A 12,862-nucleotide genomic window follows, 5' to 3' on the forward strand; every position below is an offset into this window, starting at 1 on the left:
CGCCTCCCGGGAGCCGTGTTCGCTCAGAGCGAACCGTCTTCCGGGGAGCCCGGCCCCCGGCCGCCCCACTGCACCTGAGGACCCTCGAAGTGGGCTGCGTGGCGCGGCGGATGGGCCGCCGCGCCGAGCACGAAGACGTCCTCCGCGCCGTCGAGCACCCCGCCCGAGGGGTCGTCATCACCGCTCCGGCGCACCACGTCCCGGTCCGGCATGACGATGTCGCGCACCACGACCGCGCACAGGTACGCCGTCCCCACCAGGTGAGCGACGATGGCCCAGTGGTAGCCGTCGACCGGCAGACCCTTGTGGGCGTCGCCGCTGGTGGTGTAGGCGAGGTACATCCAGATGCCGAGGAAGTACGCCACCTCGCACGCCTGCCAGATCAGGAAGTCCCGCCACTTCGGCCGGGCCAGCACGGCCAGCGGGACCAGCCACAGGACGTACTGCGGCGAGTAGACCTTGTTGGTGAGGATGAAGGCCGCCACCACCAGGAAGGCCAGCTGCGCGAAGCGCGGTCGGCGCGGGGCGGTCAGCGTCAGCGCCGCGATGCCGAGGAAGCACAGCACCACCAGCAGCGTGGCCGTGGTGTTGACGAAGTCGGTGCTCGGCGGGTTGCTCGTGTTCTGCGCCCAGATCAGCCAGAAGGAGCCGAAGTCGACGCCCCGGTCGTGGCTGAACTTGTAGAACTGCCACCAGCCGTCGGTGGCGAAGGCCATCACCGGCAGGTTCACCACCAGCCAGGCCACCACCGCACCCGCCAGCGCCCTGCCGAAGTCCCGCCACTTGCCCGCGCGCCAGCACAGCACGAACAGGGGGCCGAGCAGGAGGACGGGATACAGCTTGGCGGCCGTGGCGAGCCCCAGGAGGACACCGAAGGCCAGGGAGCGGCCTCGGGACCACATCAGCATCGCGGCGGCGGTCAGAGCGACCGCCAGGAGGTCCCAGTTGATGGTGGCGGTCAGCGCGAAGGCGGGCGCCAGCGCCAGCAGCAGCCCGTCCCAGGGCCGCCGTGCGTGGGTGCGGGTCACGCACACGGCGATGACGGCGGCGCACACCATCAGCATCCCGGCGTTGACCATCCAGTACCACTGCTCCTGGTGCTGGATGCTGCCGCTGCCCGGGGTGAGCCAGGCCGCCACCTCCATGAACACGCCGGTGAGCACCGGGTATTCGAGGTAGGGCATGTCGCCGGGGAGCTTGTCGAAGTAGGGCACCAGCCCGTCGGCGAAGCCGCGCCCCTGGTAGAGGTGCGGGATGTCCGAGTAGCAGGCCTTGGTGTACTGCGAGCTCGCGCCGAAGAACCAGGCGCTGTGGTAGCAGGGGGCCTTCTGCACCAGGCCGAGGGCGAACATGCCGATCGCCACGAGCGCGACGACCCGTACCGGGGTCCACCAGGACGTGCCGAGCAGGGCACGCCGGCCGATGGGACCGCCGATCAGCTCGCTGCCGGCCGCGGCGACCTTGTCCTCCCGGGTCGGCTTCACCGGCTCGGGCTCGTGCACGCTCGCTTGCGTCGATTCAGCACTGGGCATGCCGACATCCTGCCGTACGCGGCCGGGAAAACGCCGTGGGCCGCCGCACCTGGTCGGTGCGACGGCCCATGTTTCACGTGAAACACCCTCCTCGGGCGGCGGGGCGGCTAACCGCCGTTGCCTCCGAAGAACCCTCCGCCGTTGCCATTGCCGTTGCCCCGGGTGGTTCCGGCGTTGCCGGCGCCGTTGCCGCCCGTGTCGGTCGGCGTGGGCGTCGGGGTGACGCCTCCGTCGGTGCCGCCGTTGCCCGTCTGGCCCCCGGTGTCGGTGCAGCCGAAGAAGCCGCAGTTCGACTGGGACGGTGTGGGCGTGGGGCTGGGCTGCGTCCGGCTCGGGGTGGGCTTCGGCGACGGGCTCGACTCCTGGCTCTGGGTGGCCGAGGGAGTGGGCGTCGGGCTCGGAGCAGCGTTGACGATCTCGCCGATGGGGATGGGCGGCTCGAACGACTCCGCCGGCTGTCCCTGGAGGGCCTGGAGCATGTAGTCGTGCCAGATCTGGGCCGGGAACGAGGCGCCGTGGATCTTCTTCTGGCCGCCCGTGCCGTACATCTCCAGGAACGTGCGCGACTTGTTGTTGGCGTTGTCGTCCATCCGGAACATGCTGATCGCGGTGGACAACTGCGGGGTGTAGCCGACGAACCAGGCCGACTTGTTGCCGTCCGTGGTACCGGTCTTGCCGGCCACGTCACGGCCGGGCAGCTGGGCGTTGGTGCCCGTGCCCTTGTCGACCACGGTCTTCAGGACGTCGGTGACGTTGTCGGCGACCGCGGCGGTGAAGGCCTGCTTGGTCGCGCTCTTGTGCTCGTAGATCGGGCCGTCCTTGTTCTCGACCTTCGTGACCGAGAACGGGTCGTTCTGCTTGCCGCTGGCGGCGAAGGTCGAGTACGCGCCCGCCATGCGGATGGCGCTGGGGTCGGAGATGCCGATGGAGAACGACGGGTAGGTGGTGCCGGTCAGGCTGCTCTGCAGCAGACCCGCGTCCAGCGCGGCCTGCTTCACCTTGTCCAGGCCCACGTCCATGCCGAGCTGCACGAAGGCGGAGTTCACCGACTCACGCATCGCCTCGCGCAGATCGATCATGTAGCTGGGCGGGGTGCCGTACGACTCGCCGCCGTCGTTGGTCTGGAGCCACTCCTCGCCCTTCTCGTTCTTCCAGATGTCCCCGTTGTACTCCTTGATCTTGAGCTTGTTCTGACCGCTGAAACGGCTCTTGGGGGAGACCTGGGTGCGTTCGTCCTGGGCCTGCGTCGGGTCGCCGTGCGGGTTGCGAACACCGTCCCGCATGGCCGCCGCCAGCACGAACGGCTTGAAGGTCGAGCCGACCTGGGCGCCGGTGGCGTCGGCGTTGTTCGTGAAGTGCTTGGTCCAGTCCTCGCCGCCGTAGATCGCCTTGATCGCGCCGGTGGACGGTTCCACCGAGGCCCCGCCGAACTGGACGAACTTGTCGGTGTCCGGGCGCTGCTTCGGCTTGATGTTCTCCTTCTGGACCTTCTGGACCGCGTTCTTGAGCTCCTCGACCTTCTTCTTGTCGAAGGTCGTGTAGATCCGGTAGCCGCCCAGCTGGAGGTCGTTCGCGGTGATCTTGGTGTTGTGGATCAGGTAGCCCTTGGCGAGGTCGACCAGATAACCGATCTGCCCGCTCAGCCGGGTGTTGGCCCGGGGGCTCTGCACGTGCGGGAGGGTCTTGAACTCGGCCCGCCTGGCGGCGCTCAGGTGGCCGTACTTGACCATCTTGTCGAGCGTGTCCTGCATCTGCGCCTCGGCACGCCTCTTGTTGGCGTCGGGCGTGGCCGCCGGGTCGATGGACACCGAGCCGGCCGGGTCGTAGTAGGTGGCGCCCTTGAGCATCGCGGCCAGGAAGGCGCACTCGCCCTCGTTCAGGTTCTTGGCGTCCTTGTTGAAGTAGGCGTGCGCGGCCGCCTGGATCCCGTAGGCGCCCCGGCCGTAGTAGGCGGAGTTCAGGTAGCCCGCCATGATCTGGTCCTTCTTGACCGTGGCGCCCACCTTGATGGAGATGAAGATCTCCTTGAACTTGCGGGTGATCGTCTGCGACTGGTCGTCGAGGCGCGCGTTCTTCACGTACTGCTGGGTGATGGTGGAGCCACCCTGCGTCTGGCCGCCGGTGGCCATGTTGAAGAGCGCTCGGGCGATGCCGTTGGGGTCGATGCCGCTGTCGGTGTAGAAGGTCTTGTTCTCCTGCGAGACGACGGCGTACTGCATCGCCTTGGGGATGTCGGAGAGGTTGATGATCTGGCGGTTGACCTCGCCACCGGTGCGGACCATCTCGGAGCCGTCGGACCAGTAGTACACGTTGTTCTGCGCGGTCGCGGCCTGGGCGACGTTCGGCACGGACACCATCGCGTACCCGATGCCCGCCACCGCCACCAGGCTGCCGAGGAAGCCGATGAACAGGCCCGTCACGAGCTTCCAGGACGGCATCCAGCGCCGCCAGCCGTACTTGCCCGCGCGCGGATAGTCGATGAACCGCTTCTTGGCGGGTGGCGCCGGGCGCCCTCTGCCGCGTCCGGGCCCGTTCGGGCCGCCGGGCCGGCCGGGGTCCGCCGCTCTGCGCCGGCCTCCGCCCTTCTGTGCCGCGCGCCGGGCCTCGGCCCGGCTGCCGTAGGGGCGGTCCTCGCCCCCCGCGCCATGCGCATCCGACCCATAGGAACCGGTCCCATAGGAGTCGGCTGGAGACCCGGTGGCGCCTCGCGGTGCCGCACGGCGGCCGGAGGACGAACCGGACTGGCCGCGTCGGGCCGCGGCACGTCCGCCTCCCTGCGGCTGCGGCGGTTTGCGACGGTGCTCGCTCATCGAACGACTACTCCTCGGGCAGGCGCACCTTTGCGCGCCTGGAAACGGCGGCTGGTTTCCGGTCCCCCCGAAGTACGGATGTGGTCGGTCGCGCATTCACCCGTACTGCACCAGGGACGAGGACGTCCCCCGGCGTCACTCGGTTCCCGGTGGTGTGCATGGCGCACAGACTACGCACCGTCAAAACCCACCGAGCACAGAAGTTCACCCCAAATCAGGCAACTTGCCTCCCGCGAATCGGTGATGTGATCCCGTTCACCCTCACCCCCCTTGTCGCATCCGGGGGCCCGTTCTATCGTGCTGATGTATCGAGTCGATACATCAGCACGGCATAAAGACCGTTCACGGCATCCGGAGTGGCCCCGCCGCCCGGATCGCGGCAGAGAGGAGGCGACGATGGGCCGGCGTTCCGGGATCCTGGAGTTCGCCGTACTCGGCCTGCTCCGCGAGTCCCCGATGCACGGCTATGAGCTGCGCAAACGACTCAACACATCACTGGGTGTGTTCCGTGCGTTCAGCTACGGCACGCTCTATCCCTGCCTCAAGACGCTGGTCGCGAGCGGCTGGTTGACGGAGGAACCGGGGAACACCTCCGAGGACGCCCTGGCCGCCCCGCTCGCCGGACGCCGCGCCAAGATCGTCTACCGGCTGACCGCGGAAGGTAAGGAGCACTTCGAGGAGCTGCTCTCCCAGACCGGTCCCGACGCCTACGACGACGAGCACTTCGCCGCGCGCTTCGCCTTCTTCGGGCAGACCTCGCGCGACGTGCGCATGCGCGTCCTCGAGGGCCGTCGCAGCCGGCTCGAGGAGCGCCTGGAGAAGATGCGCGCCTCGCTGACGCGCACCCGGGAGCGCCTCGACGACTACACGCTTGAGCTCCAGCGCCACGGAATGGAGTCCGTGGAGCGCGAAGTGCGCTGGCTGAACGAGCTCATCGAGAGCGAGCGGGCGGGCCGGGACCTCAAGGGTTCCGCCTCCGGGGGGACCGCTCAGCAGGACACCACCAATGGAACGACGGGCGGCCTGCCCCGGCCCGGGATGCCCTCCCGGCCGGATACGCCCGGCGACACCGCCACGTGAGGTCCCGCCGGGGCTTCACCGAGTACACACAGGGAGCAACCGCCAATGGGTTCGGTTCGCGTAGCCATCGTCGGCGTGGGCAACTGCGCCGCGTCGCTGGTGCAGGGCGTCGAGTACTACAAGGACGCCGACCCGGCGTCCAAGGTCCCGGGCCTCATGCACGTGCAGTTCGGCGACTACCACGTGCGTGACGTCGAGTTCGTCGCCGCCTTCGACGTCGACGCGAAGAAGGTCGGCCTCGACCTCGCGGACGCCATCGGCGCCTCCGAGAACAACACCATCAAGATCTGCGACGTGCCCTCCACCGGTGTGAAGGTCCAGCGCGGTCACACCCTCGACGGCCTCGGCAAGTACTACCGCCTCACCATCGAGGAGTCCGCCGAGGAGCCGGTCGACGTCGTCCAGGTCCTCAAGGACAAGCAGGTCGACGTCCTGGTCTGCTACCTGCCCGTGGGCTCCGAGGACGCGGCGAAGTTCTACGCCCAGTGCGCCATCGACGCCAAGGTCGCCTTCGTCAACGCCCTCCCGGTCTTCATCGCCGGCACCAAGGAGTGGGCCGACAAGTTCACCGAGGCGGGCGTCCCGATCGTCGGCGACGACATCAAGTCCCAGGTCGGCGCCACCATCACGCACCGGGTCATGGCGAAGCTGTTCGAGGACCGCGGCGTCATCCTGGACCGCACGATGCAGCTGAACGTCGGCGGCAACATGGACTTCAAGAACATGCTCGAGCGCGAGCGCCTTGAGTCCAAGAAGATCTCCAAGACCCAGGCCGTCACCTCCCAGATCCCCGACCGGGACCTCGGCGAGAAGAACGTCCACATCGGCCCGTCCGACTACGTGGCCTGGCTCGACGACCGCAAGTGGGCCTACGTCCGCCTCGAGGGCCGCGCCTTCGGCGACGTCCCGTTGAACCTCGAGTACAAGCTCGAGGTGTGGGACTCCCCGAACTCCGCGGGTGTCATCATCGACGCCCTGCGCGCCGCGAAGATCGCCAAGGACCGCGGCATCGGCGGCCCGATCCTGTCGGCGTCCTCCTACTTCATGAAGTCCCCGCCGGTGCAGTACTTCGACGACGAGGCCCGCGAGAACGTGGAGAAGTTCATCCGCGGCGACGTCGAGCGCTGACGGGAAACCCGCTCCTGCCAGGGCTGTCGAGGGTCCCCGGGTGCTCCCCGGGGACCCTCGGCGTATGTGAGGCTGTGCCCCATGGCCGTCGTCCGTGACCTGCGCGTCCTGCTGCGCCACCGGGACTTCCGGCGCCTGCTCGCCGTACGGCTGCTGTCCCAGGGCGCCGACGGCGTCTACCAGGTCGCGCTCGCCACCTACGTCGTCTTCTCCCCGGAACGGCAGACCTCGGCCGCCGCCGTCGCCTCCGCGATGGCCGTGCTGCTCCTGCCCTACTCCCTGGTCGGGCCGTTCGCCGGCGTCCTGCTGGACCGCTGGCGACGCCGCCAGGTCCTGCTGCACGGCAACCTGGCGCGCGCGGCGATGGCGGCCGCCACGGCCGTGCTGATGGTGGCCTCCGTCCCGGACTGGCTGTTCTACGTCTCCGCGCTGTGCGTCACCGCGGTCAACCGCTTCGTCCTGTCCGGGCTGTCCGCCGCGCTGCCGCGCGTGGTCGACGCCGAGCGACTGGTGATGGCCAACTCCCTCTCACCGACCGCCGGGTCACTGGCCGCCTTCGCGGGCGGCGGCCTCGCCTTCGCCGTACGCCTGGCGGGCGCGGACTCCGACGCGGCCGTCGTCCTGCTCGGAGCCGCCCTGTATCTGTGCGCGGCGCTCACCTCCCTGCTGATGGCCCCGGGACTGCTCGGCCCCGACCGGGCCCTGACGCGGCCGCGGCTGAGCACGGCGGTGACCGGAACCGCACGCCGGCTGGCGGCGGGCATACGCCACCTCGCCGCGCCGCCGCGCCGGGAGGCCGCCTGGGCGCTGGCCGCGATGACGCTGATGCGGTTCTGCTACGGCGCGCTGACCGTGATGGTGCTGATGCTGTGCCGCTACGGACTGACGTCGGGCCCGAGGGAGGGACTGCGCCTGCTCGGACTGGCGCTGGGCGTCTCCGGCGCCGGCTTCTTCGCCGCCGCCCTCGTGACGCCCTGGGCGGCCGGGCGTCTGGGCCCCGCCCGCTGGATCGTCGTGTGCGCCGGGTCCGCGGCGGTCCTGGAGCCCGCCCTCGGCCTGCCCTTCGCCACCGGCCCGCTGCTGGCGGCCGCCTTCGTGTTGGGACTGACCACCCAGGGCGCGAAGATCGCCACGGACACGGTGGTGCAGTCCGCGGTCGAGGACGGCTTCCGCGGCCGGATCTTCTCCCTCTACGACGTGCTCTTCAATGCCGCTTTCGTCGGCGCCGCGGGCGTCGCCGCGCTCATGCTGCCCCCGGACGGCCGCTCGGCCGTGCTCGTGGTGACGATCGCCGTGATCTACGGAGTGGTTGCGGTGGCTATGGCCCGCTTTGAACGCCGGTAAGTGTCACATCAAAGAAACAGAGTCCCTGCGGATTACAGCGTTGTCAGTGGCGGCCTGTAGCTTACGTGCGTCTTATTTCGACGCCATGTTCGCGTCATCATGCTGATGTTCGAGGGGGACCCCCAGTGACCACTCCGCCGCCCCAGGGCCAGAACCCGTACGCCCAGGCGCCCACCGCTCCCATGGGGCAGCAGCCCGGCCAGCCGGGAGTCCCGCAGCAGCAGCCGTACGCCCCCTTCCCGCAGCAGCAGGGCGCGCCGGTTCCGCCGCCGCCCGCGCCGGCGAAGCCCGGCCGGAAGAATGCCCTCCGCATCGTCGGATCGATCGTCGTCCTGATCATCGCCGCCGCCGTGAAGTTCGGCATCGGCTGGTGGGCCAGCGAGACCGACGCCGAGACGACTTCGGTCGGCGCCTGCATGCACAACGACGGCACGGAAACCAACGCCGACCTCAACGAGGTCGACTGCTCGTCCAGCAAGGCCCAGTACAAGGTGGTCCAGAAGTTCGACGGCTCCACCGACGAGAACAAGTGCAAGGCCGTCAGCGACGCGACGATCTCCTACGTCCAGACCGGCACCGGCCACAATGTGGTGCTCTGCCTCAAGGAAGCCAAGTAGCGCCTGGGTGAGTCATGACGAAGGGGCGATGTTTCACGTGAAACATCGCCCCTTCGTCATGGGCGGACGAGCTCGTCGGAGTCATCGGGGTCATGTTTCACGTGAAACATGACCCCGCGCCCACGGACTCGGCTCTCCTGGTCAGCTCCGCTCGTCCTGCTCCTGCTGCGCCCACCACTCCTTGAGTGCTGCCACTGCCGCGTCGTGCTCCATCGGGCCGTGCTCGAGGCGCAGCTCCAGCATGTGCTTGTAGGCCCTGCCGACGGCCGGGCCCGGCTTGACGCCCAGGATCTCCATGATCTGGTTGCCGTCGAGGTCAGGGCGGATCGCGTCCAGCTGCTCCTGCTCCTGGAGCTCGGAAATGCGCTTCTCCAGCCCGTCGTACGCCCGCGACAGCGCGGCCGCCTTCCGCTTGTTGCGCGTGGTGCAGTCCGAGCGGGTCAGCTTGTGCAGGCGGTCCAGGAGCAGGCCGGCGTCACGCACGTAGCGGCGGACCGCGGAGTCCGTCCACTCGCCGGTGCCGTAGCCGTGGAAGCGCAGATGCAGTTCGACCAGGTGCGAGACGTCCTTCACCAGCTCGTTGGAGTACTTCAGAGCGGTCATGCGCTTCTTGGTCATCTTCGCGCCGACCACCTCGTGGTGGTGGAAGGAGACCCTGCCGTCCTTCTCGAAGCGGCGGGTGCGCGGCTTGCCGATGTCGTGCAGCAGGGCGGCCAGCCGGAGGGTCAGGTCGGGCCCGTCCTCCTCCAGCGCCATGGCCTGCTCCAGCACGATCAGCGTGTGGTCGTAGACGTCCTTGTGCCGGTGGTGCTCGTCGCTCTCGAGGCGCAGCGCGGGCAGCTCGGGCAGGACGTGGTCGGCGAGGCCGGTCTCGACAAGCAGGGTCAGGCCCTTGCGCGGATGAGCGGAGAGGATCAGCTTGTTCAGCTCGTCCCGCACCCGCTCGGCCGAGACGATCTCGATACGGCCGGCCATCTCCCTCATCGCGGCGACGACCTCGGGGGCGACCTCGAAGTCGAGCTGAGCGGCGAAGCGCGCCGCCCGCATCATGCGCAGCGGGTCGTCGGAGAAGGACTCCTCGGGCGTCCCGGGAGTGCGCAGCACCCGCGCCGCCAGGTCGCCCAGCCCGCCGTGCGGGTCGATGAACTCCTTCTCCGGCAGCGCCAGCGCCATCGCGTTGACCGTGAAGTCACGCCGGACGAGGTCCTCCTCGATGGAGTCGCCGTAGGACACCTCCGGCTTGCGGGAGGTCCGGTCGTAGGCCTCCGACCGGTAGGTGGTGACCTCGATCTGGAAGCAGCGCTCGGCGCCCTCGACCCGCGCCTTCTTCTGCGCGCCGACCGTGCCGAAAGCGATCCCGACCTCCCAGACGGCGTCCGCCCACGGCCGCACGATCTTCAGTACGTCCTCGGGCCGGGCGTCGGTCGTGAAGTCCAGGTCGTTCCCGAGCCGGCCGAGCAGCGCGTCCCGGACCGAGCCGCCGACCAGGGCGAGTGAGAACCCGGCCTCCTGGAAGCGGCGCGCGAGATCGTCGGCGACAGGGGCCACCCGCAGCAGTTCGCTCACCGCGCGCTGCTGCACCTGGCTCAGGGCAGTGGGGTTGTCTTCGTTGGCGTTCGGCACAACAGAAGAGGGTACGTGGCCGGGGCGCCCGGCCGCCTCGCCATTGACGGCCTGGACAGCTCGTCCCATACAGCCACAAGCACAGCTCTTGTGACCTACGGAACAGGTCCCCCATATTCGTGCGCATCAGGGCGCTCCGCGGCTCCGAGCCGATCTTGGGGCCGCCTCCGCGGCACTTCCCCTGGGCGCGCATCGTTACGATGCCTGGACGCACATTCCGAGACCACTGACGACGACGAGGGACGGGCGAGCGCGTGGCCGAGGCGGCAGACTTCCTGGGGACCAGTCCCTCACCTGCCCGCCGCCTGCTGCGGCGAGCCGGGGCTCTGCTCGCCGGTGCGCCCCTGCTGGCCGGTCTGCTGCAGCTGCCCGCCGCGTCGCCGGCGCAGGCCGCCGGCCAGGACGCCGTGCGGACCGCCTCCGGCTCCGGCACGGTGGCCGTCGCCCTGGACTCGCTGACCCCGGGCGCTCCCAGCGACGGGGACACCGTGACCGTCGCGGGTACGGTGACCAACAACGGCAAGCAGTCGGTCACCGACGCCCATGTGGGTCTGCGGCTGGGTCCCGAGCTGGAGACCCGCTCGGCGATCGACGCCGTCGCCCGGCGCACCGGTTTCGAGCCGGGGGCCGACGGCGACGAGGTCGGCGGCAAGTACGTGCAGAAGTTCGCCTCGCTCGGCCCGGGCGCCGCCCAGCACTTCAGCATCTCCGTCCCGGTCGACAAGCTGAACCTGGGCGGGAACGGCGTCTACGAGTTCTCCGTGTCCCTGTCGGGTCAGACGGCCGCGCAGCCCTGGGAGCAGGTGCTGGGCATCCAGCACACGTTCCTGCCGTGGCAGTCCTCCGACGCGGACACCAAGACGAAGACGACCTTCCTGTGGCCGCTCGTCGCCGGCGTCCACATGACGGCCGAGACCGGCCCCGGCGAGCAGCAGACGCCGGTCTTCCTCAACGACGATCTCGCCAGGGACATCTCGCCAGGCGGCCGTCTGCAGCAGATGCTGTCGCTGGGCAAGGACCTCGACGTCACCTGGGTGATCGACCCCGACCTGCTCGCCTCCGTCGACGCCATGACGCGCAATTACCGGGTGCGCGACCCCAAGGGCGGCACCCCGGTGCCGGGGACGCACCAGGCGGTGGCCAAGCAGTGGCTCTCCGAGCTCCAGCAGGCGGTGGCGGGCAAGGAGGTCGTCGCGCTGCCCTTCGCCGACCCGGACCTGGCCTCCCTCGCCCACAACGGCACCAGCGTCACCGGCTCGCTCAGCCAGCTCAGGGACGCCACCGACGTCGCCGCCAGCACGGTGGAGACGGTGCTGCACGTGAAACCGGGCACGGACTTCGCCTGGCCGGTGGACGGCGCCGTCGATCCGTCGATCGTGAAGGTCGCGACCTCGGCGGGCGCCGACAAGGTGATCGCGCGCAGCGACAGCCTCGAGGAGAACGGCGGCCTGACCTACACGCCGTCGGCCGCGCGTCCGATCGGCGGCGGCACCACGGCGGTCGTCGCCGACGAGCGGCTGTCCACGGCGTTCGAGGACGACATGACGAGGGCCGGCAGCACCACACTCGCCGTGCAGCGGTTCCTCGCCCAGAGCCTGGAGATCGACGGCCAGACGAGCAAGCAGCGCAGCATCGTCGTCGCCCCGCAGCGCATGCCGACCGCGAGCCAGGCCCAGGCCATGGCGCAGGCGCTGACGGCCCTCCAGCAGAGCACCTGGTCCCAGCCGCAGGACCTGGCCGCGGCCGCCAAGGCCAAGCCGGACCCGAGCGCCGCCACACGGCTCCCGTCGACGGCCGACTACCCCTCCTCGCTGCGCAAGCGGGAACTGGGCCGGAGCGCCTTCGCCGCGATCGCGAGGACGCAGGACAAGGTCGACAACTTCAAGGTGATCCTCACCGACGAGTCCCGCGTCGTCACGCCCTTCGGACGTGCCATGAACCGGGAGATGTCCGTGTCGTGGCGCGGCCGGGACGGTGAGGCGGAGAGCTTCCGCGACGGTGTGGAGGCCTACCTCGACGACCTCTCCCAGGAGGTCAAGCTGATCGACAAGTCGGAGACCAAGCTCTCCGGCCGCAGCGCCACGATCCCCGTGACCGTGCAGAACAACCTGGTGCAGGGCGTCGACCACCTGGTGCTGCGGCTCACCTCCACCAACCCCACCCGTCTCAAGATCGGCGGCAAGGCCTACAGCGAGCAGCCGGTCACGGTCTCCGGCGGGCACAGCCAGTCGGTGAAGTTCACCACCTCGGCCAACGCCAACGGGCGGGTGACGGTCGTCGCCCAGCTCTACACGCAGGACGGGCAGGAGTACGGCGACCCCGTCTCCTTCGACGTGAAGGTCACCGAGATCACCGCCACCGTGATGCTGGTCATCGGCGGAGGCGTCCTGCTGCTTGTCCTCGCCGGCTTCCGGATGTACACCCAGCGCAAGCGCGCCGCGGCCCGCGAGGACGCGGAGGCCGCGCAGGACGGCCCGGACGGAGACGACGGCCGGGACGCGCCGGACCCCGAAGGCGGGCAGGACCCCGATGGCGAGCAGGACCCCGGCTCCGGGCAGAACCCCGAGGGCCCGGCGGACCGTCTTGAGAAGAAGGAGTCGGACACCCGGCCCCGGGAAGGCGACCCGGAGCAGGCGAGTGACCCGACACCGGACACCGCAGCGGAAAACGCCGACCCGTCCGGCACGGGTGAGAAAGTGGACCGTTGAGGATGTCGTGGCCAAAGGGC

At 69.6% G+C, this 12,862-nt stretch carries 8 protein-coding genes; 5 read left to right on the forward strand and 3 right to left on the reverse strand.

Going from position 1 to position 12,862, the window contains the following annotated elements; translation table 11 throughout:
• Window positions 1–23: 23 nt before the first annotated feature.
• Both IE217_RS03905 and IE217_RS03910 read right to left on the reverse strand, forming a co-directional pair.
• Window positions 24–1,532: a glycosyltransferase family 87 protein gene (locus tag IE217_RS03905; RefSeq protein WP_190176267.1), complete on the reverse strand. Its 1,509-nt coding sequence runs from the start codon at window positions 1,530–1,532 to the stop codon at window positions 24–26.
• Between the two features lie 107 nt (window positions 1,533–1,639).
• Window positions 1,640–4,342: a transglycosylase domain-containing protein gene (locus IE217_RS03910; protein WP_190176268.1), complete on the reverse strand. Its 2,703-nt coding sequence runs from the start codon at window positions 4,340–4,342 to the stop codon at window positions 1,640–1,642.
• 396 nt (window positions 4,343–4,738) lie between these two features.
• Here IE217_RS03910 and IE217_RS03915 point away from each other — a divergent pair, with 396 nt between their 5' ends.
• The 4 genes from IE217_RS03915 (at window position 4,739) to IE217_RS03930 (ending at window position 8,511) form a co-directional block, all read left to right on the forward strand.
• The gene (locus IE217_RS03915; protein ID WP_190176269.1) at window positions 4,739–5,422 is read left to right on the forward strand and encodes a PadR family transcriptional regulator; all 684 of its coding nucleotides are present in this window, start codon (window positions 4,739–4,741) and stop codon (window positions 5,420–5,422) included.
• Between the two features lie 45 nt (window positions 5,423–5,467).
• Window positions 5,468–6,550: an inositol-3-phosphate synthase gene (locus IE217_RS03920; RefSeq protein WP_190176270.1), complete on the forward strand. Its 1,083-nt coding sequence runs from the start codon at window positions 5,468–5,470 to the stop codon at window positions 6,548–6,550.
• An 81-nt stretch (window positions 6,551–6,631) separates the two neighbouring features.
• Window positions 6,632–7,894: an MFS transporter gene (locus tag IE217_RS03925; protein ID WP_190176271.1), complete on the forward strand. Its 1,263-nt coding sequence runs from the start codon at window positions 6,632–6,634 to the stop codon at window positions 7,892–7,894.
• A 125-nt stretch (window positions 7,895–8,019) separates the two neighbouring features.
• Window positions 8,020–8,511, forward strand: coding sequence for an LppU/SCO3897 family protein (locus tag IE217_RS03930; protein ID WP_190176272.1), 492 nt, complete (start codon window positions 8,020–8,022; stop codon window positions 8,509–8,511).
• A 141-nt stretch (window positions 8,512–8,652) separates the two neighbouring features.
• Here IE217_RS03930 and IE217_RS03935 read toward each other — a convergent pair whose 3' ends face one another.
• Window positions 8,653–10,134 carry a CCA tRNA nucleotidyltransferase gene (locus tag IE217_RS03935; protein ID WP_190176273.1) on the reverse strand — a complete coding sequence of 494 codons (1,482 nt, stop codon included), beginning with the start codon at window positions 10,132–10,134 and terminating at the stop codon, window positions 8,653–8,655.
• Window positions 10,135–10,388: 254 nt separating this feature from the next.
• Here IE217_RS03935 and IE217_RS03940 point away from each other — a divergent pair, with 254 nt between their 5' ends.
• A complete protein-coding gene (locus IE217_RS03940; protein ID WP_190176274.1) occupies window positions 10,389–12,842 on the forward strand; it encodes a DUF6049 family protein in 2,454 nt (817 codons plus the stop codon).
• Window positions 12,843–12,862 lie beyond the last annotated feature (20 nt).

Source organism: Streptomyces naganishii JCM 4654 (genome assembly GCF_014650575.1).
GTDB lineage: Bacteria > Actinomycetota > Actinomycetes > Streptomycetales > Streptomycetaceae > Streptomyces > Streptomyces naganishii.

What these genes read in the sequence shown, in the direction of transcription:
- IE217_RS03905 (WP_190176267.1), bottom strand. Translation starts at nt 1,532, where the DNA reads ATGCCCAGTGCTGAATCGACGCAAGCGAGCGTGCACGAGCCCGAGCCG.
- IE217_RS03910 (WP_190176268.1), bottom strand. Translation starts at nt 4,342, where the DNA reads ATGAGCGAGCACCGTCGCAAACCGCCGCAGCCGCAGGGAGGCGGACGT.
- IE217_RS03915 (WP_190176269.1), top strand. Translation starts at nt 4,739, where the DNA reads ATGGGCCGGCGTTCCGGGATCCTGGAGTTCGCCGTACTCGGCCTGCTC.
- IE217_RS03920 (WP_190176270.1), top strand. Translation starts at nt 5,468, where the DNA reads ATGGGTTCGGTTCGCGTAGCCATCGTCGGCGTGGGCAACTGCGCCGCG.
- IE217_RS03925 (WP_190176271.1), top strand. Translation starts at nt 6,632, where the DNA reads ATGGCCGTCGTCCGTGACCTGCGCGTCCTGCTGCGCCACCGGGACTTC.